General features: G+C 50.0%; 24 protein-coding genes. 12 read left to right on the top strand and 12 right to left on the bottom strand.

The window, feature by feature from the left end; translation table 11 throughout:
- Window positions 1-19: 19 nt before the first annotated feature.
- From JL719_RS05435 to JL719_RS05425, 3 genes are all read right to left on the bottom strand, one after another.
- Window positions 20-1,183 carry a cation:proton antiporter gene (locus tag JL719_RS05435; RefSeq protein ID WP_033157039.1) on the bottom strand — a complete coding sequence of 388 codons (1,164 nt, stop codon included), beginning with the start codon at window positions 1,181-1,183 and terminating at the stop codon, window positions 20-22.
- A gap of 62 nt (window positions 1,184-1,245) precedes the next feature.
- Complete coding sequence (clcA, locus tag JL719_RS05430; RefSeq protein WP_051670054.1) at window positions 1,246-2,574, bottom strand: H(+)/Cl(-) exchange transporter ClcA; 1,329 nt, start codon at window positions 2,572-2,574, stop codon at window positions 1,246-1,248.
- Window positions 2,575-3,289: 715 nt separating this feature from the next.
- A complete protein-coding gene (locus JL719_RS05425) occupies window positions 3,290-4,780 on the bottom strand; it encodes an HAD-IB family phosphatase (protein ID WP_051670056.1) in 1,491 nt (496 codons plus the stop codon).
- A 665-nt stretch (window positions 4,781-5,445) separates the two neighbouring features.
- Between JL719_RS05425 and JL719_RS05420 the strand changes: the two genes are divergently transcribed.
- Window positions 5,446-5,982, top strand: coding sequence for a MarR family winged helix-turn-helix transcriptional regulator (locus JL719_RS05420; RefSeq protein WP_051670058.1), 537 nt, complete (start codon window positions 5,446-5,448; stop codon window positions 5,980-5,982).
- A 127-nt stretch (window positions 5,983-6,109) separates the two neighbouring features.
- Window positions 6,110-7,552 (top strand): sodium:proton antiporter NhaD, encoded by a 1,443-nt coding sequence (nhaD, locus tag JL719_RS05415; RefSeq protein WP_051670060.1) that lies wholly within the window; start codon window positions 6,110-6,112, stop codon window positions 7,550-7,552.
- A gap of 115 nt (window positions 7,553-7,667) precedes the next feature.
- Here the strand turns inward: nhaD and JL719_RS05410 are convergent, their stop codons facing one another.
- Window positions 7,668-8,960, bottom strand: coding sequence for an MFS transporter (locus tag JL719_RS05410; protein ID WP_033157238.1), 1,293 nt, complete (start codon window positions 8,958-8,960; stop codon window positions 7,668-7,670).
- A 408-nt stretch (window positions 8,961-9,368) separates the two neighbouring features.
- On the opposite strand from JL719_RS05410, the gene JL719_RS05405 reads away from it, so the two are divergent.
- The 5 genes from JL719_RS05405 (at window position 9,369) to JL719_RS05385 (ending at window position 14,398) form a co-directional block, all read left to right on the top strand.
- Entirely contained in the window at window positions 9,369-9,878 is a 510-nt protein-coding gene (locus tag JL719_RS05405; RefSeq protein ID WP_033157040.1) for a sigma-70 family RNA polymerase sigma factor, read from the top strand.
- A gap of 6 nt (window positions 9,879-9,884) precedes the next feature.
- Window positions 9,885-10,850, top strand: coding sequence for a FecR domain-containing protein (locus JL719_RS05400; RefSeq protein ID WP_033157041.1), 966 nt, complete (start codon window positions 9,885-9,887; stop codon window positions 10,848-10,850).
- Window positions 10,851-10,928: 78 nt separating this feature from the next.
- Window positions 10,929-11,231, top strand: coding sequence for a BrnT family toxin (locus JL719_RS05395; RefSeq protein WP_033157042.1), 303 nt, complete (start codon window positions 10,929-10,931; stop codon window positions 11,229-11,231).
- The gene (locus JL719_RS05390) at window positions 11,224-11,499 is read left to right on the top strand and encodes a hypothetical protein (RefSeq protein WP_033157043.1); all 276 of its coding nucleotides are present in this window, start codon (window positions 11,224-11,226) and stop codon (window positions 11,497-11,499) included. Before JL719_RS05395 ends, JL719_RS05390 begins: the two co-directional genes overlap by 8 nt.
- A gap of 451 nt (window positions 11,500-11,950) precedes the next feature.
- Entirely contained in the window at window positions 11,951-14,398 is a 2,448-nt protein-coding gene (locus tag JL719_RS05385) for a TonB-dependent siderophore receptor (RefSeq protein WP_033157044.1), read from the top strand.
- Window positions 14,399-14,566: 168 nt separating this feature from the next.
- Here JL719_RS05385 and JL719_RS05380 read toward each other — a convergent pair whose 3' ends face one another.
- Both JL719_RS05380 and JL719_RS05375 read right to left on the bottom strand, forming a co-directional pair.
- Window positions 14,567-15,103 carry an REP-associated tyrosine transposase gene (locus JL719_RS05380; RefSeq protein WP_051670082.1) on the bottom strand — a complete coding sequence of 179 codons (537 nt, stop codon included), beginning with the start codon at window positions 15,101-15,103 and terminating at the stop codon, window positions 14,567-14,569.
- A 105-nt stretch (window positions 15,104-15,208) separates the two neighbouring features.
- Window positions 15,209-15,748 carry an REP-associated tyrosine transposase gene (locus JL719_RS05375; protein ID WP_033157045.1) on the bottom strand — a complete coding sequence of 180 codons (540 nt, stop codon included), beginning with the start codon at window positions 15,746-15,748 and terminating at the stop codon, window positions 15,209-15,211.
- Window positions 15,749-16,154: 406 nt separating this feature from the next.
- Between JL719_RS05375 and JL719_RS05370 the strand changes: the two genes are divergently transcribed.
- From JL719_RS05370 to JL719_RS05360, 3 genes are all read left to right on the top strand, one after another.
- A complete protein-coding gene (locus JL719_RS05370; protein WP_033157046.1) occupies window positions 16,155-16,664 on the top strand; it encodes an RNA polymerase sigma factor in 510 nt (169 codons plus the stop codon).
- Window positions 16,665-16,951: 287 nt separating this feature from the next.
- Window positions 16,952-17,473, top strand: a complete 522-nt coding sequence (locus JL719_RS05365; RefSeq protein WP_033157047.1) for an RNA polymerase sigma factor — start codon at window positions 16,952-16,954, stop codon at window positions 17,471-17,473.
- 48 nt (window positions 17,474-17,521) lie between these two features.
- Entirely contained in the window at window positions 17,522-18,580 is a 1,059-nt protein-coding gene (locus JL719_RS05360; RefSeq protein ID WP_033157048.1) for a FecR family protein, read from the top strand.
- Between the two features lie 51 nt (window positions 18,581-18,631).
- On the opposite strand, the gene JL719_RS05355 is transcribed toward JL719_RS05360, so the two are convergent.
- From JL719_RS05355 to JL719_RS05340, 4 genes are all read right to left on the bottom strand, one after another.
- Window positions 18,632-19,039: a type II toxin-antitoxin system VapC family toxin gene (locus JL719_RS05355; RefSeq protein ID WP_225893105.1), complete on the bottom strand. Its 408-nt coding sequence runs from the start codon at window positions 19,037-19,039 to the stop codon at window positions 18,632-18,634.
- Between the two features lie 5 nt (window positions 19,040-19,044).
- The gene (locus JL719_RS05350; RefSeq protein ID WP_033157050.1) at window positions 19,045-19,290 is read right to left on the bottom strand and encodes a type II toxin-antitoxin system Phd/YefM family antitoxin; all 246 of its coding nucleotides are present in this window, start codon (window positions 19,288-19,290) and stop codon (window positions 19,045-19,047) included.
- A gap of 102 nt (window positions 19,291-19,392) precedes the next feature.
- Entirely contained in the window at window positions 19,393-19,611 is a 219-nt protein-coding gene (locus tag JL719_RS05345) for a ribbon-helix-helix protein, CopG family (protein WP_033157051.1), read from the bottom strand.
- Window positions 19,608-20,033: a putative toxin-antitoxin system toxin component, PIN family gene (locus tag JL719_RS05340; RefSeq protein WP_129871352.1), complete on the bottom strand. Its 426-nt coding sequence runs from the start codon at window positions 20,031-20,033 to the stop codon at window positions 19,608-19,610. The genes JL719_RS05345 and JL719_RS05340 overlap by 4 nt, the downstream gene beginning before the upstream one ends.
- A gap of 182 nt (window positions 20,034-20,215) precedes the next feature.
- Here JL719_RS05340 and JL719_RS05335 point away from each other — a divergent pair, with 182 nt between their 5' ends.
- Window positions 20,216-22,597, top strand: coding sequence for a TonB-dependent siderophore receptor (locus tag JL719_RS05335; protein WP_033157053.1), 2,382 nt, complete (start codon window positions 20,216-20,218; stop codon window positions 22,595-22,597).
- Between the two features lie 447 nt (window positions 22,598-23,044).
- Window positions 23,045-23,554, top strand: coding sequence for an RNA polymerase sigma factor (locus JL719_RS05330; RefSeq protein WP_033157054.1), 510 nt, complete (start codon window positions 23,045-23,047; stop codon window positions 23,552-23,554).
- Window positions 23,555-23,727: 173 nt separating this feature from the next.
- On the opposite strand, the gene JL719_RS05325 is transcribed toward JL719_RS05330, so the two are convergent.
- On the bottom strand, window positions 23,728-23,955 hold the full coding sequence (locus JL719_RS05325) for a DUF2835 domain-containing protein (RefSeq protein ID WP_033157240.1): 228 nt from the start codon (window positions 23,953-23,955) through the stop codon (window positions 23,728-23,730).
- Window positions 23,956-23,997: 42 nt separating this feature from the next.
- Complete coding sequence (gene htpX, locus JL719_RS05320; RefSeq protein WP_033157055.1) at window positions 23,998-24,873, bottom strand: protease HtpX; 876 nt, start codon at window positions 24,871-24,873, stop codon at window positions 23,998-24,000.
- Window positions 24,874-24,915 lie beyond the last annotated feature (42 nt).

Raw genomic sequence — 24,915 nt, 5'->3', positions numbered from 1 at the left:
ATGGTGTTTGCATACCACCCTACGAGTGCACTCTTATCCTTTCCGCGAGGAGAGGAAACAGCATAACGGAAATCATCGCAGCACTGACCAGAACCGCGGCGCGATCCGGAGACATCAAGCCGGACGAGACCCCAATTTCAGTGATGATGACAATCATGGGCAGGCCGGTGGCGGAATAAAGGGCAAAAGGCAGCCTGTCTTTTTTTGATAAAACTTGATGGTAAAGCAGTATCGGAGCGCCACGAATCAGGATCAGCAGGCCCAATAAACAGATAATCTGCACGGGAACCAACGGATTCGCCCAAAGCGCACTGACATCAAATTTCATCCCGGAGACGATGAAGAAGATGGGTATTAAGAAGCCATAACCGATGGCATCCAATTTCTGATGCAGAATCACGCCATGGTCGCCTTGGCTGGCAAGGCTGACCACCATGCCGGCCGCGAAGGCTCCGATCACCACATTCAGCCCGAACTCGCCGGCCAAAACCACTAATAACGCTTGGAGCGCAATGCAGATTCTCACCGGCAATTGGCCACTGCTTTGCATGGTTTGAGCCAGGAGATTGATTAAAGCAGAGGATCGCGCATTGATAGCCGTATCCGCAATCACAAAGGTAATCCCCACGAAGGCCACGATGAACACAGTATGCAAAAAGGTACTATGGGTCGGGATGATCAGTAAGGAGACAACCATGAGCGGGCCGAATTCTCCCATCGCCGCAGCCGAGAGAAGCAGCTTGCCAAAGTCCGAATTCAAAATGCCCTCGTCGCGCAGGATCGGCGCCAATATTCCCAGCGCAGTGGTCGACAAGGCGATGGCAGCCAATAAGGGCGGCGCCTGAATCAGGCCGATGGCATGCACAAAAAACATGCACACCATGGCTACCGTAAACGACAGAAACCAGCCACCAATCGCCAGCGCTAAGGGTTTGCCGTGAATTTCGCCGAGATTAATTTCCATGCCCACCATAAACAGCAAAAACGTCAGGCCTAGCTCGCCCAACATGCCCACTAAACCGTCAGGGGATACCCAATTGAAAATATGCGGGCCAATCAGCATTCCCAAAAGCATTTCCACCACCACCACCGGCATACGCAGGCGAGTGGGTAATCTGGCGAGCAAAGGCGCGAAAGCCGCCACCAAAGCAATGACAAATAGCGCTATTCGGTAAGATTCCATAACTGTCTCCTGATGGGGCGGGTTGGCAATGTGGGGAGTATCAAGCGTTTTCAATGAACCATTCACTGAATCCGTTCTTTTCGCAAATCGTTTTCCAACAACGCTTCATAAACGGGCGGGCACCCCAACCAATTCGCGATTAGCAATGCGGTAAAACAGGCGGTGAATAGCGGCAAAATCAACGCGTAATCACCGGTCATCTCGATGATTAACACAATGCCGGTCAAGGGCGCTTGCACCACGCCACTAAAATACGCCGCCATACCGACTACGGCAAATAATCTGGGGTCTACATCTAATGAGGGGAAAGCCAGTTGGGTGGACACACCGACACCCCACCCCAACAGCGCACCCAGCACCAGGATCGGCATAAAAATTCCCCCGGCCGCGCCTGAGCAGGAACTGCCAATAGTCAACACGAATCGGCTGATAAATAACAGTCCGATGGTCTGCAATGTGAGTTCTTGACCGACGAGAATATCATTCACGAAATCATGCCCACCGCCCAATAACTGCGGTGCATACCAAGCTGTGGCAGTCAACCCGCCAGCCAAGATTAGCCACCAGATCGATCTTGACCAAGGTCCCAGGGGGATCAAGCGCTGTCCCCACAATAAAGTATGGGTAAACAAGCCAGCCAACAGGGCTGATAACAAGCCCAAAGCTACGAAGGCAATGAACTGACTAAGCGGCGCAGCAGCGACATGGGCGAAATGGAAGACTGATTGTTGCCCAAGTGCTACGCGGCAAACCATATCAGCGGTCAGACAGGCAATGGCGGCGGTAATGAATTCAAGCGACGAGCAGCGCCTTTCAAGTTCTTCCAGTACAAAGGTCAAGCCGGAAAGCGGAGCATTGAATGCCGCCGTGAGGCCGGCACCGCCGCCGGCAGCGATCAAAATCGTATGATAGTGCTTACCATCTTTAGGCCAAATATCGGCTAACCCTTGCCCTATAGAGCTGCCCATGTGCACACAGGGACCGGCCCGGCCAACCACTAGGCCGCCAACGCTGCCAATGACCATACTGAAGAACTTGGTAAGCAGCACCCGTACCCAACGGAAGTGCCGGTGCCCAATCAATACCCCCTTAATATGGGGAATGCCGCTGCCGCTTGACTCGGGTGCAAATTGCCTGACCATTCCGGCTGAGATACTCACGGTGACTAGCGCTAACCCCAGAACCATGCCCATGCCAAGGTGGCTGTTCTGATGGGAAAAGTCGAAAAATTTATGTCGAAATGCTTCGGCGCTATTCATCGCAAAATGAAATGCTACCGAAGTTCCGCCGGTCAGTAAGCCGAGAACGATTGCTTGGGGTATCAAACGGTTCCGCTGCCGGTTAAGCTCCGCCGCTGACGCCGGCTGGTGTTCTGATAAGTCACATTTCAACAACCTTCTCCGGTTCAGGTGGGGGAATTTACGTTTATCGGGCTCACGACACAGTAAGTAATTTCCAATGGCCGTGAATTAGGTTGCGGCTCGGGTTTTAGATAATCCTGGTCTTTTTAAATGCATTGAGGAGCAGCAGAAATCGATCAGGCCGTTAGCATTTTAGTGATGACTCAATGTTGAAGCAAACAATGTTTGCATGAACATATTGCCGCAAAAAATCACCTATCCTAATCATGTGTATTGAGGAGACTATCGTCTTCTACAGCTTAATGTGAATGGTGTTGCCAGGGGACAGAACAACATCGCAAGAGGATATTTTGTCGCCTATTTTAGAGTATTAGGGTGTCGAGCCACTCGCCCCTGATTGCGATAATAAATGTCTGAGCAAGACAATCTATGCGGGTCCGTTTCAAAATCATGTCCGCGGATACTTCGGGTTGAATTATCGGAGCTGATTGTATAGGGATGCGACTTAGGGCAATGTACGTGCGTTTGCTTGTTACTGTCAGCAAGGCGTTTTGATTGACTAGATTGAGCTACTGGCTGCGGATTGTGCTGTTCGCAACCGAAGATACATAGCAAACTGACAAGAAATAGCACATCAACATAAAGCATGTGGCTCATAAAAACACCAAGGGTTTGGTGACGTTCGGACTAGCTGAGTAATCGCGATATTAGGTACACCATTAAAAACAACTAAACTCGGCTACCATTAGGATTCCATACTTTCCGACGCCTCGTAGACTAACAATTCCACTAAATCATTGAACTCAGTGATCAGTGTGATACCGGGCTCCTCAAGCAGTTTGGGCAACTTCGGATCGATGACGAAGGCATTGTCCGCTAGCCGCAACATTTCCAGGTCATTAAGGTTATCGCCGACCGCCCAGATCAGTTCGACAGGGGGCAGTGTTTTATCAGTCAAGAAGCAACGCAAAACATTGCTTTTACAAATGGAAGTCATTGCATCACTTTCGTCAGGCAAGAAAGCCGGATTGATTTGAAGTTGCCCATTGCAGACGCTTCCCTCGAAGGTCAAGGTATGAGCCAAGGCAAAATCAGCAAATATGCGGCGTCTGATGATATCGGCAGCAACAAAATAGCTGTCGCTGACTATGCCGACCATGAAACCGGCTCGCCTTGCCTGCTTGACGAATTCGATGACGCCAGGACGAATTTCCATTGTACGAGCCACCTGTTCGAATTGCTGCTTGTGAACAAAGCGAAACAACTCGGCTATCCGCTCGCTACGGGTTATGGCATCGTCGTGGGGCGTATCCAGCAATTGCATCAGTGCCGTTTCATTTCCGGTATTGCGCGCCAGTTCCAGCGCAAAGCGCGAGGGCGTTATGGTGCCGTCCATGTCCAGCAAGACCAGGGAGCGCCGACCCTTGCGCAAGGTCAGTACGTAGTCAATGCTAGCCGCGACTTGGCGTTGGCTCTCATACATGGCTATCACCTGTTCAACGTGCAGACGTCCCGCCAGTTTGGCGCGGTTAAAAATGACGCGGCTGACTTCATTGGCCATCAGCGATAAGTCTTGCAGCGGCTGGCTATCATGTTCTAACGAACCGATATCGACTTCTGCCAGATGGGCACCGGCCAAATGCGCGTCAAGCAATAAACCGGCATCCACGCCATAACCATCTTCGAAGCTTAGCGTTTGCAGCAGGCATTTGCGCGCAGCGATGATGCCGCCCAGCGGTTGGGATAGATAAGCTAGTTCGGGAAAAAAGACCTTTAGCATCGGTTTGGCGGTGAGTTCCGTCACCCGGCCACCGCCACGCCCGAAGCGGGCTTTGACAAAGTCCGCGCTTTCATTGAGCAGCGGCAAACAAAGGCTGGTGACAATACCGGGACGCAAATTCCTCAGATCACCGTCCAGGTAAACGACCAGATCATGAGCGGCTGCCGCCGCACCGTCACGCATCGACGCGCCTTTTCCTAGCATACTGCTGGTCAGAACCTGGGCGCCTGCCTGTTGCGCCAATATCGCTGTGTTGTCTATGGAGCTATCGTCGACGACAATCACTTCGGCCGTTGCCGGATCGGCCAGGGCGTAAGCGACCACTTCCCGAATGCGTTTGGCTTCGTTCAAAGCCGGTATCACGACGGTGGCGCAGGCGTTCGCTTCGCGGGGGAGATAGATTCGATTGGATTTCTGTCTCTTAACGGATACCCGGTGACCATATTTCGATTTCATACGTTATTCCTAGTCATTTGCGGCCTCGCAGTTGAGACCACGATTTTAGGCAATCCCTACTCAGCTTATCCCTGCGGCCACAGTGACATTCCGGACATCGGCATAATTTATCGAGCTCTAGGCAGTCGTCGACGAAGATTGATCGATAGGGACCGCATCATGTCGAGCGCAACAGGATGCCAGCGACAATAGGGAGGCAAGGCAAATCCAGTAGATAAGCCGTCTCATGTGATTTTTTGAAAACATTCTAGTTTCGGATTCTATGCTGCTTTGTAAGTATTGCTACGGAAACCATGGGGACTTGAGCAAGCGCGAAACAGCATTTGTCTTTCTGTTTCGCGTCAACTCAAAAAGTTAGTTGGCAAGCTAAGTGACACAGATCAACTCAGGTTAAATTTTTGAAACCACATCAAGCCTTTTCACAACGGTTGATCGGCTCTTAGACTTGCCGAGGGCATTATAATAACCGCATAATGTTGATGCAAACAATGTTTGTGTAAACATATAAAGACAAACTTAGGAATCCTTGTTTTCTCCATGAATTGTGTTTTAGCAGGTAACCACAAACTACGCACAAACTCCTGGAATCAACCTGACCACATTAACGCTTTGGTGGATAATGATGTCTTTTAATGGCAATTTTGCCGAAGATAAATCGTAACGCAATGGACAAAACCGCACTGCAAACTCGGAAAACCGACGACTCCAAACAATGGCCTTATGAGGTATTGAAACAGTTTCGCCTGATTTTTAAGGCTGTCCAACAACATTCCCAATGGGTCGAAACGCATTGCGGTGTCACCAGCGCGCAACTGTGGGCACTTTGGGAATTGTCAAAAACGCCTGGATTGAAAGTCACTGAGTTGGCTAAAACGATGTCGATTCATCATTCCACCGCCAGCAATATGCTCGATAAACTCGCCAAGAAAGGTTTGATCCTGCGAGAACGCGTGAGTGAGGACCAGCGGGTCGTCACGGTGACTTTGACACAGGAGGGTATTGAATTACTAAACCAAGTGCCAACGCCGCCTCAGGGCATACTGCAACATGCCTTATTTGACTTACCGGAAAATGTTCTCAAGTCTCTGGCCAAGAATCTGGATGTCCTTGTCCAAGAGATGAAAATCAAGGATGACGAGGCGGCTATGCTGCCGATTAACGCGCTGCCTAAAAAACCGCTTTCCCCTAGAAAGAAGGCATGAGCATTTCGACCTATCCCGCAGCTATAGCAACAGGGTTTGCTTTTGTGACATCAATACGGAATATTGATACCCGAGAATAACCAGTGGCTCAGAAGACAATCGCTGCGTAACTGAAATAGAAGACCGTATGAAAGAATTAAACAAGATTTTGCTCGGTTGTTTAACGGGTGCCGGACTATTGTTATCGTCGCCCAAATTGCTGGCGGAGAGCTTATCTCAATCCCTGGACTTGAGCGGACATTGGGTAGGTTATCTATGTGTCGGCCTGTTTGCGATCGCTTATCTGCTGGTAGTGCTGGAAGAAGTCTTGGAATTACGCAAATCCAAACCGATGATGTTGGCTGCGGCTCTGATTTGGGTGGCGATTGCCCTAGTTTATAAAGACCAAGGCATGTCTCCGGTCGCGGAAACGGCGATTCGGCACGATGTGTTGGATTATGGTGAATTGTTGCTATTCCTGATCGTCTCGATTGCTTACATCAATGCCATGGAAGAAAGACGGGTTTTTGATAGCTTGCGGGCCTGGCTGGTTAACAAAGGTTTGAGTTATCGCCAACTGTTTTGGGTGACCGGAGTCTTGGCGTTTTTCATCTCCTCGGTGTCCAACAACATGACGACCGCGATGCTGATGTGCGCGGTCGTCATGGCGGTTGGCAAGGACAATCCCAAATTTGTCGGTATTGCCTGCGTCAACACGGTGGTAGCCGCCAATGCCGGCGGTGCGTTTTGCCCGTTCGGCGACATCACCACTTTGATGGTCTGGCAAAAAGGTATCATCGATTTCTGGGCGTTCTTCAAGTTGTTTGTGCCTTCGGTGCTTAACTTCTTGATTCCCGCTGCCATCATGCATTTTGCCATTCCGAAAACCCTGCCGGCGCCTCTTCATGCCCAGGTTGTCACGCGTCGCGGCGCCAAGCGTATCGTAGCGTTGTTTCTGCTCACCGTTCTCACGGCAGTCGGCTTTCAGAATAGCCTGCATATGCCGGCAGCAGTGGGCATGATGGCTGGCCTGACCTATCTGCAATTTTTCGGCTATTTTCTGCATATTACTCACAGCGACGAACCGGAGTTGGGCTTGGATCCGATGTCCGGCGAGGAAAACCCCACTGCCGACGGCGAGGATAGTATGCGCTTCGACGTCTTTCATCATTTAGCGCGCATGGAATGGGACACCTTGCTGTTTTTTTACGGCGTGGTGTTATGCGTGGGTGGTATGAATTTTCTCGGCTATTTACGCCATTTATCCGAGTTTCTGTATGGCGAACTCGGCGCAACACCAGCCAATGTCCTAGTTGGCCTGATCTCGGCATTGATCGACAACATTCCGGTAATGTTTGCAATTTTAGCCATGCGTCCTGAGATGTCGGAAGGCCAATGGCTGCTGGTAACGTTGACGGCGGGTGTTGGTGGCAGCTTGTTATCGGTCGGCTCGGCAGCGGGCGTGGCGCTGATGGGCCAAGCCAAGGGCATTTACACCTTCATGACTCATCTAAAATGGACGCCGGTGATTGCCCTAGGGTATTTGGGCAGCGTGGCTGCGCACTTTTTAATAAATTCCGCGCTTTTTTAGGTGAAGCGTATCCGGCAAGTATGCTGGATACACGAGGCTTATCCACCTAAAGTTCCGCATGTGCTTGGGCGTCGATTAGCTGATTCGTGGCCATAATGGACAAGAACTTGCCCAACTATCCGTCCAAGCGAGACAGCCGCATAGGCTCTTTCATCGTAAAGGCCACCAGCATCGACACGGCCGCGCATGCGCTAACGTAGTATGCAAACCATTCCGCGTGTCCCAGGCTTTTCAGCCAAAGCGCCAGATACTCGGCAGTGCCGCCGAATATCGCTACGGTCAAGGCATAGGGAAACCCCACCCCCAAGGCCCGAATATGCACCGGAAACAGCTCGGCTTTGACGATGGCGTTAACTGACGAATAGCCCGAGACAATCAGCAATGCACAAACATACCAGCCCAACGCCGAAGCCATGGTTTGCGCGTGGCCCAATAGATCAAGCAATGGCGCCGTAAACAGGGTTGCACCGGCGCCAAAGGCAATCAGCATCGTACGGCGGCCGAGGTAATCCGAAATTAATCCGAACAACGGCTGCAGCAACATGAACACGATCAAGGCCAGCGTGCAGATTGTGGTGGCATCGTCCTTACTAAAGCCGGTGGTGTTGACCAGATACTTTTGCATGTAGACGGTGAAGGTGTAATACGACAAGGTCCCGCCGGCGGTCAAAGCCACCACCGTCATTACCGGTTTGGGATAGTTCAGCAGTTCCCGTAGCTGGGCGCGTTGGCCAGTAAAAGTCTGTTGTTCGACAAAAGCCGTGGTCTCGGCCATATTGCCGCGTAAGCCCATCGCCACCACCGCCAACAAGCCGCCGACGATAAAACCGATGCGCCAGCCCCAATCATGCAGCTCTGCGCTGCTCAGCAGGCATTTTTGCAGCAACATCAATAAACCCAACGCCAGAATTTGCCCCAAGACGATAGTGACGTATTGAAAACTGGAGTAATAGCCGCGCCGCTGGGGTGCAGCCATCTCGCTCAGATATGTCGCGGAGCTGCCGTATTCGCCGCCGATACTAAACCCCTGCAACATGCGGGCGAACAATAACAAGGCCGGCGCCCACATACCAATTACCGCATAGCCCGGCGTGCAAGCGATGATTAACGATCCTAAACACATCAAGCTGACCGAAAGCAGCAAAGCGCTTTTGCGGCCATTACGGTCCGCCAGACTGCCGAGCAACCATCCACCCAAAGGCCGAAAAATAAAGCCCACCGCAAATATCGCCGCATTGTTCAACAACTGAGCAGTTTGATCGGTTTCCGGGAAAAAAGCCGGGGCAAAGTACAAGGCAAACGCGGCGTAAATGGCCCAATCAAAATATTCCACCAGGTTGCCAACCGAGCCGCTGAAGATATTGAACAGCCGCCTTGTTTCCGAGTACGGGTCATTGGAATGAGACATGTCGTTTAAGCCGATGAGTTTTTGCACATCTTAACTTACGCCCCCCGTTGAACCACACCCATTTCGATCGCGTGTAACAGGGCCGATCCATACCTCAACGGCGGGGCCTGGGGGATTTAGGTGATTTCAAGCATTCCCAAACAAAATACGCCAAATCACGCATTTTAGACATCCGGTTTCGAAGCAGCGCACTCCCCGGCTCGACCATGCGCATGAGCGTGAGCAACTGTAAGAAAATGATTTTATTTACTTTTTTAAAACCCTAAACAGACAAGCCGCCTAAATTAACGACTTCGGAGCAGTTCTTGCTTAGTTTTGAGTTTGCAAAAAAAAGCGGGGCCGCTAGGCCGAAAGCATTAACGGCAAAGCGTAAGACCTTTTGTAAACTGGGCATGTAAAACTAAATTGATGAGCACAGAGTGTATTGACGACGGCCAACAAGACCTCACCCGCCTGTATCAGGACCACCACCCCTGGCTGCTGCAATGGTTGGAAAAACGGGTGCAGGACCGCCTGCAGGCGGAAGATCATGCCCAAGATACATTTCTGCGCGTCATCGCCGCAAAAGACACACCAAGTCTCAACGAACCCCGCGCCTACCTGACCACTATCGCCAAACGCCTGCTGATCAATCACTGGCGGCGCAACAGCATCGAACAGGCTTATCTGGCGAGACTCGCGGCCTATCCCGAGGAGCGGGTCATTTCGGCGGAGGATAGCGCCATCGTGTTCGAAGTCTTGCGGGAAATCGACGAACTACTCAATCAACTACCGGCAAAAGTGCGTAAGGCTTTTTTGTTGGCGCAACTCGACGACCTCACCTATGCCGAAATCGGTCGGCAATTAGGCGTCAGTGACCGCATGGTCAGAAAATACATGGCACAAGCCATGTTTCAGTGCCTGAGCGCCGGCTATTAAACCCCGATGCAGCACACACGCCACTCGGAAATCGACCCACGTATCTTGGCCCAAGCGGCCGAGTGGTTTGCGTTGTTCCGCTCCGGACAAGTGCAAGCCAATGAAACCGCGCAATGGCAAGCCTGGTTAGTCGCGCATCCCGATCATCAAACCGCTTGGTCCAGAGTGGAATTTCATATCGATCGCTTCAAATCGCTGCCACCCAAAGCCGCGTTAGCCGCCCTGACGGCGCCGGATTTGCAGCGCAGACGCGCCATCAAACATTTGGTATTGCTCGGCGGCGTCGGCTTGGCGAGCTGGCAGTTTTCCCGTGCAGGTTACTGGCAAGCCTGGACGGCGGATTACCATGTCGCCCAAGGTCAAATCCAAACAATCACCTTGGCGGACGGCTCGACAGTCGCTATGGACAGCGGCAGCGCCTTGAACGTGGCATTCAGCGCTGATTTGCGGCGCTTGCAACTGGTCTCCGGGGAAATTTATATCGAGACCGCCAAGGATAACGCAGGTTGGCAGCGACCTTTTGTGGTCGATACCCAGGATGGCCGGGTTCGGGCGCTGGGCACCCGTTTTAGTGTCAGCCAACAAGTCGACCGCAGCGAGGTCGCTGTGTTTGCCGACAGCGTGGAAATCCAGCCAATCCATCCTAACAGCCCGAAACAGCAGCTACATGCCGGACAAAATACCCGGTTTGTAGCTGATCGCATCGAACCCATACAGCCAAGCAAACTGGACAAACCCGCCTGGACCCAAGGCGTCATCGTCGCCGACGACATCCCACTCAGCGAGTTTCTGCTACAACTGAATCGTTACCGGCAAGGCTACGTCACCTGCGCGCCGGAAATTGCCGACATGCGCATCATCGGCTCCTTCCCGCTCAAGGATACCGACAAAATCCTGGCTTCGTTGGCTACCAACTTGCCGGTCAAGATAACAAACCCATTGCCGCTCTGGGTTAAAGTCCTGCCGCGCTAAGCGCGCCAGACAACTTAACATCGCTATACACCGAGTATTAGTTGACTGCACCTTGCTTGAGAAAATACCATACATCGTATGGCATACAGGCAAAAACAAGTATATTTCTCTCCTGAAAAAAACGCTTTGCTAAAAGCGGAAAGAGGGATTGGTTTTGAGGATGTCTTATTAGCCATTGAAATGGGACATGTACTCGATGATTTGGCGCATCCAAATTCTGAAAAATATCCCAATCAATCGGTTTTTATCATCTTAATCGCCATAATAAATTATGTTTACATCGTGCCTTACGTTGAAGAAGAGAACAGCATTTTTTTAAAGACGATTATCCCTTCCCGAAAAATAAATAAACGTTACAACAAGGCGGCAAATGATGACTAAGCTAAATTTAGATGCTTTTGAACAAGACATTCTCGATAGTGTTGAAAACGATGAATGGCGCAGTAAAGACAATATTCAGGAGCGCCTGGTAGAACTGCAAGATTTTTTGAAACACGAAAAGAAAAAATCAGTTTCCATCAGACTTTCTGAAAACGATCTCTATGCGTTAAAGAAAAAGGGACTGGAAAATGGCGTGCCGTATCAAAATATTATTCAAATTTTGGTGCACCAATATACGTCTAACAAAATTCATCTTGATGTTTCATGAGTGAGTTACTTCCCGTCTCCTCAATCGACTTGGCCGTTCCCTGATAAGCCAGCTACATCATCCTGTCACGCATTTCGAAATGATCCTATCGTCTCGGTAATCGCTCCCAGCATCGCCCCACCTCCTGCAAATCAAGCTTACGTAGCGTGGCTCAAGGGCATGTTGGGGTGAGGCACGAACCCCAACACCTTCGATCAGTTTAGCTTTTATCGGTTGCTGATGGCTTTATGGGTCGCGGTGTCTCGCTTTCATGGTTAGCGGGTGGCTCAACGGTTGTCGTGTTGGGGTTCGAGGCGCACTCCACCCTACGCATTTACACCAAAAACTCAATTTTTTTACAAAAAACAAATACTTAAAAAATATTTCAAATTTTTTCAATTTCCAGTTCCGCTTTTTCAGTCTCGATTGACATAGGTGATGACAACCGCATTTTTTAAAGGAGATAAAACCGATGTCATCGACCTTTCACATCAGCAAGCACGACTTACAGCCCTCTCGACTGCACCTGGCTATACAAGGCATTCTACTGGCCTCCGCATTAACCGTATCCGCTCCCGTCCATGCGGAAAGCAGTAACGGCCACGCCAGCATTAAGCGCAGCTACCATATTGGCGGCGGCTCCTTGAGTCAGGCCTTAAGGCAGTTTGCGACTAGCTCCGGCTTACTATTTTCAGCGGAAGCCACGTTGACCGACGGCAAAACCACTAGCGGGCTGGATGGCGAGTACACCATCGAAGAAGGCTTTAGAAAACTGCTGGCGGGTAGCGGTTTGACGTACAGCTTTACCGGTGAGGACTCGGTGGCTATCAAGGTGGTGGATTCGGGGAGTAATGCGGCATCGACTTTGCCGGCGGTGACGGTTTTGGGGAAGGCGATTTATGATTCAACCGATCCCTACAACCCTGATTACAACCGATCTCACGCATCCACGGCAACCAAGACAGATACGCCGATCATGGAAACGCCGATGTCTATCAAGGTTGTACCTAGAGCTGTGATGGATGATCAGCAAATTGTCTTATTTGACGACGCAGTCATTCGAAATGTAAGCGGCGTACAGCGTAATTTCGACTTCGGCGATTTGTACCAAGGCTTTATTGTTCGTGGTTTTAGTTTAGGGGCGAACATTTACCGCGATGGTCTCAGGCAAAACACGGGCTACTTCGAGCCTGCTGGCATGGAGCGGGTTGAGGTACTGAAAGGAGCAGCGGCCATGCTTTATGGTCGTACCCAGCCCGGAGGTTTGGTTAATTACGTTACCAAGAAACCACTGGATAAAGCGCATTATTCTCTGCAACAACAGTTCGGTTCTTACGACTTGTATCGCACAACGGCAGATGCGACAGGCCCAATTGACGACGATAAATCATTGCTATACCGTTTAAATATTGCCTATTCGAGCAACAACTCATTCCGCAATTACAACGAGAACGAGCGGATTTATGTCGCCCCATCCTTGACTTGGCGCCTTTCCGATCAAACCGAGATGACGGTGCAGCTCGAACACCAACATGACGACTATGTGATGGATTTTGGTATTCCTGCCGTCGGCAACCGTCCTGCGCAGGTTCCCAAAAGTTTTTTTGTCGGCGATGCGGCGGTTAACAATAGCTCCATGGATAGCAATCAAATCGCCACCATCATTTCGCATCGCTTCAATGACCACTGGAAGATAGAACACAAATTCAATTGGCATGAATGGACACACGAATTCAACTCGATTTTCCCGGCGGGCAGCATCAATGCCGACAAGCAAACGATCAATCGAGCCTTGATGACGGGGCCAACAGACAGGGAAAGTTTTGCCACCAATCTGGATATTTCCGGCGAATTCGACACCTTCGGCCTAAAGCATAAGCTCTTGATAGGGGGCGATTACTTTAAGCTTACCACCGATACCTATGACAACCATTGGACCTATGGTGTGATACCGGCGCTGGATATTTTTAATCCTAATAATCACATGCTGGATGCCAATGCGATCAACGCCGTACCAAACGACTTCTGGTGGCAGGAAAAAGATCAATGGTATGGTGTTTACGCTCAGGACCAAATCACCCTATGGGATAAATTGCATTTCTTGGTCGGCGCGCGTTACGACATCCTGGACTATGGTACCGGTTGTTGCTCGGAGCCAATCAGTATTGATGATAGAGAAGACAACCGATTGAATCCCCGATTCGGTATCGTTTATCAACCGTGGGAATGGCTATCCGTGTTCGGCAATTACGTGGAATCCATCGGCACCAATAACGGCTTAACCCCCACCAAAACGGTCAATAAGCCGGAAGTTGGCACTCAATATGAAATTGGATTTAAGACCGAGTTTTTCGACGGCCGTTTGTCGTCGAATCTCGCCTACTACCATTTAACCAAGGAAAACATGTTGACCGGCGTGCCGGGCCTGCCCTATAGAATTCCTGTTGGCGAGGCAAGAAGCCAGGGGATAGAGCTTGACCTGACCGGCGAGCTCACCGATTACTTGAGCCTGCTCGGCACTTATGCCTACACCGATGCGATCTTTACTAAAGACAATGACTTTGCACCCTGGGGAATGACATCCAAACAAGGGAATCGTTTACCCAATGTCCCAGAACACTCAGGCAGCTTGTGGCTAACCTTTCATCCTGACGAGCGCTTTAAAATCGGTGCTGGTATGTTTGCCCAAGGCCAGCGCGCCGGCAACAATGATAATACCTATGAATTGCCCGGCTTTGTGCGCGTGGATGCCATGGTGTCTTATAACTGGAAAATCGGCGGTTCGAAGTTGACCACTCAATTCAATGTCAACAATTTATTGGATAAGGATTATTTCCGGGGTTCACGGGTGCAGGATAGCACTGGAGCCTTGCCGGGAGAACCTATCTCATTTATCGGATCATTACGATTGGATTACTAGCTTCAAAATCATCTGTTTGCTCGTTTACCACTCGCGCGCGGTAGGACCGTAGGTTGGGGTGAGGTAACGAACCCCAACATTGATGGCCTTCAAATCATCGGTAATTTTGATGTCGCGTTGTCGGTTGTTTGCGGGTGGTTTTATGGTTGTCGTGTTGGGGTTCGTGCCTCACCCCAACCTACGCTCCCCAAACCGTTTGTCGTTTTCGGGGGAGGCGGTGCCCCACTCGGCGGGCAATGTGCCGGCGTTTATGTATTTATGGATGCTGGAATGTAACCAATCGGCTGGGCGGGTGACGTATCCGTGTTTGACGGGGTTGTAATGGATGTAATCGATGTGGTGGCGAAAATCGTCTTCGCCTTGGATGGTGTGTTCCCAAAATCGGCGCTGCCAGATACCGCGCTCGCCTTTGCTACGGCGGCTAGCGTTGATGCGTTCTGTTTTGGGGATTTGTCTGGAAAAACCGGCTTTGATCAGCATCCAACGGGTCGGGTAATCGGAATCATTGGGCGGCAGGGTAAATATGGCGTGCAAATGATCGGGCATGACTACCATGGCGTCAATTTGAAATGGATGGCGGCTGCGCACAATGCGAATGGCTTCGCGGAGCGCATCAATGTGTTCAATCAATAAGCACCGTTTTCTTTCCGCCAACTCGGTAAGTTGGGCTTGCGTAGGTTGGGGTGAGGTAACGAACCCCAACATTTGACCGGTTTGAACTTTACAAATCATTAGCTGTTTTGTTGGCTGCAATGTCTCGTTTTCATGTTTGGCTGGTGGCTCAACGGTTGTCGTGTTGGGGTTCGTGCCTCACCCCAACCTACGCTCCCCAAACCGTTTGTTGTTTTCGGGGGAGGCGGTGCCCCACTCGGCGGGCAATGTGCCGGCGTTTATGTATTTATGGATGCTGGAATGTAACCAATCGGCTGGGCGGGTGACGTAACCGTGTTTGACGGGGTTGTAATGGATGTAATCGATGTGGTGGCGAAAATCGTCTTCGTCTTGGATGGTGTGTTCCCAAAACCGGCGCTGCCAGATGCCGCGCTCGCCTTTGCTACGGCGGCTAGCGTTGATGCGTTCTGTTTTGGGGATTTGTCTGGAAAAACCGGCTTTGATCAGCATCCAACGGGTCGGGTAATCGGAATCATTGGGCGGCAGGGTAAATATGGCGTGCAAATGATCGGGCATGACCACCATGGCGTCGATTTGAAATGGATGGCGGCTGCGCACAATGCGAATGGCTTCGCGGAGTGCGTCGATGTGTTCCACCAATAAGTGCCGCTTTCTTTCCGCCAGGTTAACGGTAAAAAAATAACTGCCGCCTTCGCTGAAATGACGTCGGTATAGCATGGTAGCCGTTGGGTTGGGGTTTGGGATGTTTGGAAATATAGCATGGGAGTCATGATGAAAATTCGCCCGTTTTCGGTTTTGCTGCATCGCTACACAGGCCTGATGATGACGGTATTTTTAATCGTCGTCGGTTCGGCCTTGGCTGCCTGCTGATGGCTTTATGGGGCGTGATGTGTCGCGTTCGGGTTTGGCTGGTGGCTCAACGGTTGTCGTGTTGGGGTTCGTGCCTCACTCCAACCGACGCTCTCGGCGATTTTCCGCCCACTTTCAAATTGAACCCAAAACCCGGTCAAACCAAATGCCGCGCGCATTCCATACGCTGATGCAAAACACGAATTACTCAAAGTTGTTCGGAACTCATGGGCGCCGAGGCACAGCTTAAAAGCGGCAATCTTTTTGATATTAGATGACGAACGAACCACACCCACCCTTAACTGCCGCGTTTTTACAGCACCAAACCGAACTACAGCAATTTCTGTGGCGGCGGGTCCAGTGCCGGGAAGCGGCGGCAGACTTATTGCAGGATACCTTCTTGCATATCGCCGAATACTCAGCACAAGATGCCATCAGCAATTGCCGGGCGTTTTTGTACCGGGTGGCCGGCAATCTGGCTTTGGATTATTTGCGTCGCCAAGCTCGGCAACAGGCACGGGACGGCGGCGCTTTGGATGAAGACTGGCAGTGCCCCAAGCCGCTGCCGGAGCGCTTTGTACAGGGCGAGCAACGATGGTTGGCGATCGAAAGTTGGCTTTACGGTTTACCCACACTCAACCGACAAATCTTGTGCTTGCATCGCTTGGACGGCAAACGTCACCCACAAATTGCCGCCGAATCAAAGCTCTCGACACGTCAGGTCGAACACCTCTTGTACCGAACCGGAAAATTGCTGGCAGAAGCCCGCCTGGACGATTGTTGATATCTATCGGATATGAGATTTCACTTACTCCGACAAGAAAATAAGTCATATGCCACGATTTTTCTTAAACAATTGCTTACCAGCACAGGGTGCGTTGTCAAAACATCGGCTTGATTAGCGTTTTAGCCATAATCTAACCCAATGAATATATTGAGATTTTATGAAAAACACATGCCATGAAAAAACCCAAAGCCAGTTAAATGGAATATTTTTTGCTGCCCTACCAGGTTTTCTACCCAAAAAACCAACCCGATTGACCGCGTTAAGCTTGCCTCGATCAAAAATGCATGAATACATTACTGGACAAACTATTCCGCAGACACGGCAAGGAGCTTCTGGCATTCACTGAACGCCAAAGCAATGTCACAATCGCGGAAGACATTACCCAGGAAGCTTTTTTACGATTAATGCAACATCCCAATCTGACGGCCATCGAAAACCACCGCGCCTATTTGTTTAAAACCGCCGCCAATCTCAGCAAAAACGCCTACGATCACGAACAGGTCAGGTTGCGGTATACGCCAGACGAACCGGTAGAGCTGGAGCAACTGGTTTGCCCACTGCCTGCGCCGGAAACGACGGTCGCGATCCAGCAGCAACTGGAGCGTTTTCTATCGGTTTTGCTGCAACTGCCGGAAGTCGTGCAGCATGCCTTTATCTTAAGCAAACTGGATGGTTTAAGTTACCCAGAGGTTGCCGAAGCACTGGGCATTTCCAGCAAATCGGCGCAACGCTATGTGTTCAAAGCCTGGCAACATCTTATTCAGCATCTGGGGCATGATTTTTTGGGTGATAATCTGACTCGATAAGCAGTGCTCAACTGTCTTATTAGGTAAAGCGCAAACAAGACTGGCCAGATGAAATCCAAAACTTACAAACTCAGCGGTACGCCGCAGGAACAAGCCGGATTCTGGGTGTTCACGCAACATTCGGACGAGTGGACGACGGCTGCAGAACAGCAGCTACAAGCTTGGCTGGCAGAAAATGACAGCAACCGCTTTGAATACGAGCGCGCGCTCCAGCTTTGGCAACAGCTGGATCAACTAAAACCCACCCGCTTTCCGGCTCGGGAAGCGGCACAGGAAATTCGAGCAAAGCGCATCCAGCGTAAACAACGCATCCGCAAAGTGCAAACAACCGGATTGATGGGCTTGCTGGTTTTGACCACGACTTTTGGTTTAAATGACTATCGGCTAACCGATTACTATGCCACCGCAGTCGGCGAACGCAAGTCGATTGATTTGGCCGATGGCTCGCAAATCACCCTGAATACCGATACCCAACTGTCCGTCAAAATGACCGGCAACCGCCGGGTGATTGGCCTGGAAAAAGGCGAGGTTTATGTGAGTGTGGCCCATGAAATAGACCGGCCTTTCGATGTGATAGCCGGCAATGGCCGTATTCATGATATTGGCACGCGCTTTAATGTTTATTCTGCAAACAACACAACGCAAGTCACCGTCGCTGAAGGTCAAGTACAGATCATTCCGGACAGCAAAATAACCGGAGCTCGCTGGCTGGATCATGTCATCAGCCGATCAGCATTTTGGCTGCACCTGAACAGCACGCCAAAAAATGACGAAACCCCTGCATTGCTAGCAGGCCAGCAAATTAGCTACGACGACCAAAGCCAAGTCTATGCGCCGATTGCCACCAATGCTGCCAACATCATTGCCTGGCGCAGTGGCCGGTTGGTATTTGAGATGGCGCCTTTGGAAACCGTGTTAAGCCAAGTACAGCGTTATCACAAAGTAAGCTTCCAATACAGCGGCGAAGCACTTAAACAAATTCGGGTATCGGCCAGCTTCGAAATCGACAACCTGCCTAAAATACTCAACACCCTACAAGCCGCATTGCCGATCAAAACCCAGCAATTGCAAGACGGCAAGATTATGATTTCGACGAACCAAGGTTAACAGGCATACAAACCAGCACCTTGCCCCAAGAGGCTGATCAGCCCATCATGTTTACAGCCAAGGATTAAGCGCTTCAATACCTGCGTTGCTGAAGTCTCGAACATTACGAGTAACTAATCGACAGCCATGCGCTCGGGCAGTCGCGGCAATGATCGAGTCAAAGGCAGCTAGAGATTTCCCTTGTGTCTCTGCCTCAACCGTCATTTGCGCCCACACCTTTGCAACCCTGGCGTCGAATACCAAAATCCGATCTTCAAAACCGATCTCCAATTCTTGTAGCCAGAGCGTAAGCTCAGATTGGCGCTTGGACTCTGGCAACCGGTTAACACCACGCTGCAATTCAGCCAAAGTCATCGCACTGATACAAAGCTCGTGCGCTTTGCTAGCTTCAAACCACTGCAGGACTTTGGCATCGGGCTTACTCTTGACTAGCTCAGAGAGCGCACAAGTATCCAACATATATTTCACAAAGCCAGATCCCGAATCACTTCCGTGGATCGTTCCAACACTAAGGCCTCACCGCGTGGCGCATTGAGCAGGCAGTCCTTCAAACGCGGCAATTGACCGCTTAAGCGCCGATAATCGTCAACGGCCAAGATGACAACAGCCTCTTCACCGCGTCGAGTCACCAGTTGTGGGCCTTCTTTCAGGCTGAGCTCTACCACCTCGCTGAATCGGCTCTTCGCCTCTTGTAATTGCCAAGTATGCATCTATCTCTCCTGTCCAGTCATACCAGTTATGAGTATGAGCTTTATAAAATGGTGTGTCAAAACGCTAAACAGCCTTCAAAACATGCTTAGACATAAGATCAATCAAAGCCCCATAGCATCCAATTCATCGAGCATTTTCAAAGCCTGTTTCGGATTGCCGCGCACCTGTGCAGCCATAAACCGTTGCCTGGCTTCATCTTCCGCCAGCGCTTGTGCGGAAAACTCAAACATTAATTTGTTAAGGCTAATGCCTCTAACTTTGGCAATATCTTTCAATCTTTCCGCCATGTCTTCAGGTAAACGAATGGATAAGGTAGTCATGATTCTAATAACCTCAATAGCTGTTGCGGTGTAACGACTTCAAAACCGATGTGCCTAAGTTCCGCATTGGCGAAGTCAGATAAATTGTTGGTAATAATGTAAGAAGCACGTGCGGCAATAGCCAATTCAATAAGGTGATTATCCGCTTCATCCTGCAAATTCGGCCGCCAAAGATAACGCGCGTCCACAGAGGTACAGACACTCGCAAAGCCATCAAGAAACGCCATCAAAGAAACCGATGTTTGATTGCATAATGCTTGGATATGTTCACGATTGAGTAAATCTTGGTATTCAAGATAAAGCGCGTTGCCAACAAAGGGCTGTAAATCCCCTTCAAGACAGCGCCGCAAGATTTCCCGATTCGGCCCTGTCTTTCCTATCAGCCCTGCTACCAATACATTGGTATCGATTACGACTCTCATGATTCGTTAAATTGCCATCACATATGCACACAAAATTATCTTAACACAGGCCTTAGAGAGCATCTATCGAAAAAAATTTGCAAAAACCTTCTCCCAAGCTGACCAGATTTTCGACGCTGAGCTGTCTTACTTTATGAGCCGGAATAAACGGCACAGACCTTTCAGCAATCAGAGGATCAATAATGAAAAAATTCACATGGAAACCGCGTCGCAGCCTGCTGGCACTGGCAATCCTGTCTGCAACCGGCGCAGCGCTTGCCGAACAACAAACTCACCACCTGAGCATTGCCCCGCAAAGCATGAGTGATGCATTAAAAGCACTGGCAGCGGAAACCCACATCCAAATCTTTAGTGATGGTGACGCGCTGAAAGGCAAGCAAACCAGCGGCATTCAAGGTGACTTTACCGCGCGGGAAGCCTTGCAAAAGTTACTGGCCGGCACGGGGTTGACCTATACCTTTACGGCGGAGGATGCGGTGGCAGTTAAAGCGGCTGAAATCGGAAGCAATGCGACGACGACTTTGCCGGCGGTGACGGTTGCTGGGAAGGCGGTTTATGATTCGACCGATCCTTATAATCCAGATTACAGTTTGCCCAATGCGTCTACAGCGACCAAGACTGATACGCCGATTATGGAAACACCTTATTCGATACAAGTCGTGCCTAAACAGGTGTTAGAAGATATTCAAGGCATTAGACCAAACGATGCGCTGGATTATGTTAGCGGTGTTTACCGTAGTGGCGGATCGGGTGATTTTTTAGAAGCATCGACAAGGCGAGGTTTTGATAACTATCCACAAGGAGACTATCGCGATGGGATGCCTTTTCCAATTGCCGGTTACGTTACTGGCGGTCGAGATTTGGCAAGTACTGAAAGGGTTGAGGTATTGAAAGGACCTGCTTCGCTTTTATACGGATTAACCAGCCCTGGTGGAATGGTTAATTATGTGACAAAGAAACCGCTTGAAACTCCTTATTATTCATTGCAACAACAATTTGGTTCCTTTGATTTATATCGAACAACAGTTGATGCAACGGGACCAATTAACGACGATAAGTCGCTTTTATATAGATTTAATCTTGCCTACAAAAGTGCGAACTCATTCAGAGACTTCGTCAATAGTGAGAGAACATTTTTAGCACCAGTTGTCACTTGGAATATAAGCCCAAAAACTCAAGTAAATTTTGAAATGGAATATGACACTGGTCATATTGTTTATGACAGAGGTATTCCGGCAATTGGCGACCGCCCTGCAAACCTACCCCGTGAAAGATTTACAAGCAACCCTTACCCTTACAATTACGAGCGGACAATGGTAGGCATCAATTGGTCTCATGCATTTAACGATAACTGGAAACTCAGTCATCGGTTTAATGCGCAATGGATTGGAACGGACGGAGTGGCATCAGATACAGACGGTTCTCCAGACGCAAATGGAAACATGGGACGCTTTGGATTAGTGCAATTTCAAGACCCTAGTAAGCAGCCTGTTTATTTTAATAGTCTAAATTTGACAGGCAAATTTGAAACATTAGGATTAGGACACACTTTATTACTAGGTGGCGATCATTACAGATATTCGATTAATACAACCCAAGGATTTATATTTGATAGTATCAATATATACAAGCCACAATATCCTGACTTGGCTACTGCAAGAGGGAATCCAGCAGATTATATAAAATACTCTGGCATTCAGGATTGGTTTGGTCTCTATTTCCAAGATCAAATTAAGCTTCCTTATAACATCCAAATTCTGGGTGGTATGAGATATGACAGCACTGAATCGAGCAGTAACTTTAATGGACAGTCTACCAAAGAACCAAGACAGGATAGCTTAGTGCCAAGAGGCGGCATTGTTTGGCAGCCGATTCCTGAACTTAGTTTTTATGGTAGCTATACAGAAAACTTCAGCGGTGTAAATGGAACTGGATTCGGAGGTAAATTCTTATCTCCAACAAGCGCTCAACAATGGGAATTAGGTATAAAAACCGAGCTATTCCATAAAAGGTTTCTTGGAACGCTCGCGTGGTTTGATTTAACAAAACAAAATGTTGCTATATCTGATCCAGATCATCCAGGATTTTCTCTTGCGATTGGCGAAGCAAGAAGCGCAGGCTTAGAACTAGATCTAAAAGGCGAGATATTACCGGGATGGAATATTATTGGAGCTTATGCTTATACCCCTGACGCTTCCGTAACTGTTGGCAGTGCAGGCCAATTAGGCAGACGTTTTCAGGGAGTGCCATTGCACGGTGGCAGCATATTTACTACTTATGAGCTTCAATCAGGCGTTCTCCAAGGCTTGAAATTTGGCGGTGGCGTTATTGCTAGAGGTGCTAGAAATACTAATAATGACTCGAGCACAGCGATATTACCTGGATATGCCACGGTCAATTTGTTAAGCAGTTATGGATGGAAAGTAGGAAAAAGTCATTTAACTGCTCAACTGAATGTCAATAATCTTATGGACAAAACCTATTATCCCGCTTCACAAGATCGCTCAGATATTGAAGTTGGAATGCCAAGAAACTTTATGGGATCGATCAGGGTAGAGTATTAAATTTATTGGCTTAAATGCTTAATTTTCATTGTTTTCATTAAAATTACAATGAAATTTTAACCTTGTACGTTGGGTTTGCGTAACTTGGTAAGTTGGGTTTTGGTAGGTTGGGGTGAGGTAACGAACCCCAACATTTTCGACCGGTTTGCCCGTTGCTCCTTGCTGATAATTTTTTGGGTCGCGATGTCTCGCTTTGACGTTTGGCTGGTGGTTCAACGGTTGTCGTGTTGGGGTTCGTTACCTCACCCCAACCCGCAAAAAAGAAAATTATCCGGCAATCTTGGTGGATGCGCACGGCTTATCCACCCTACTGATTACTCATCAGGAAGGGATCATTTTTAAATCGCTGTTAGGTTACCGGTGGCTTGCTCACCAAGCGAATAGCGTTGCTCGGTGCTCACGCGCGTCAACGTACAGCTATAAATGCGGCAAAATTAGGCATGCCCAATGTTGAACGATCATTATCCACCCTTAACTGCCGCGTATTTACGCCACCAAACCGAGCTACAGCAATTTCTGCTGCGCCAGGTCAATTGCCGGGAGGCGGCAGCCGACTTGCTGCAAGATACCTTTTTGCATATTGCCTACTATGCAGGGCAGGATGCCATCACCAATTGCCGGGCATTTCTGTACCGGGTGGCGGGCAATCTGGCTTTGGATTATCTGCGCAGCCAAGCCCGGCAACAAGCACGGGACGGCGGGGCGTTGGACCAGGACTGGCAATGTCCCTGTCCTTTACCTGAGCGGATGGTGCAAGGCGAGCAGCAATGGTTGGCAGCCGAAAACTGGCTGCGCGGCTTACCCGCGCTCAATCGGCAAATCTGGTGCTTGCGTCGGCTAGACGGCAAGCGCCATCAGCACATTGCCGCCGAATTACAGATCTCGGAGCGCCAGGTCGAGCGGGTGCTGTACCAAACCGGACGCATGTTGGCCGGCGCGAACTTGGATGATGGTTAACTTGAGGGGATAGCGGAAAGATTTAAGCAATGTTTGCGTTAGCCATTGAAGGATCGTCAACGCCGTCATTGGCATGGATTGCCGAAATCCAGCGCACTCGGTGGTTTCCTGGTCCCGCCAGTCCGCCGGGACGACATCAACGATTAACGCGAACATGGCTAAGATTTAAGCCGTCACGCCAGCTTTTTGATGCCGACAAACTTATTGCCCGCCCCCAACTCCATTTCAAAATGGCCCTGGATGCCGGATTTGCTTAGATACCGCTGAATATTGCCCGCGGGAAAGACGATGCGCCGGCCGTCATCGGCAATCGTCACCACGGTTTTGGCGACGCCTTGATAAACGGCCAAATATTGGTCGTAACTGAGATCCAACTTGAAGCGAATGAATTGATTAGCCATAAAAAAGCCGCGCCGGTTGACCCGGCGCGGCAAGGGAGCGTTCTAACGCATGTTTTGCAAGGCGGCGATGCGTTCTTCCAAAGGCGGATGGCTCATAAACAAGCGTTGTACGCCACCACCGTTGATACCAAATGCCGCCAATTCGCCGGGCAATTCAGCAGGCTCATGCGAACGTTGTAAGGCACGCAAGGCGCCGATCATTTTCTGCCTGCCGGCCAGGTTAGCCCCACCCTCATCGGCACGGAATTCGCGGTAACGCGAGAACCACATCACCAGCATGGACGCCAAAATCGACAAGGCAATTTGCGCCACCATTTGCGTCACATAGTAGGCCGGACCGTAACCACGTTCGGTTTTGAACACCACGCGATCCACCACATAGCCAATGATGGTTGCGAAGAAGTAGACAAAGGTATTCACCACCCCTTGCATCAAGGCCATGGTAATCATGTCACCATTGGCAACGTGACTGATCTCGTGACCGACCACCGCCTCCACTTCATCGGCACTCATGCTGCGCAGCAAACCGGTGCTGACGGCCACCAAGGCGTTGTCTCTGCTGGCGCCAGTAGCGAAGGCGTTGGCTTGCGGGGCATCGAAAATCCCCACTTCCGGCATTCCGATACCGGCTTGCCGGGCTTGGCGTTCAACCACGCTGATCAACCATTGCTCGGTTTGATTTTGCGGCTGCTCGATGACATGCACGCCCATCGCGCTTTTCGCAGACCATTTAGACATGAACAAGGAAACAATCGAACCGGTCATCCCAATCACTGCGGACATAGCCAGCAGGCCTTCGATGTTCAAGTTGACGCCCTGAGCATCGAGTGCGCCTTGTAAGCCAAATACACTAAATATGATGCTGATCGCAATCATAATGGCCACGTTAGTGGCCAAAAACAGCACTATTCTCATCATGGCGTAACTTTCCTGTGTTGTTATAAAGTGGGTTTAATCTGG

It is taken from the genome of Methylomonas sp. LW13 (assembly GCF_016865255.1).
Taxonomy (GTDB): domain Bacteria; phylum Pseudomonadota; class Gammaproteobacteria; order Methylococcales; family Methylomonadaceae; genus Methylomonas.
This window is presented reverse-complemented; position numbering and strand designations above follow the sequence as displayed.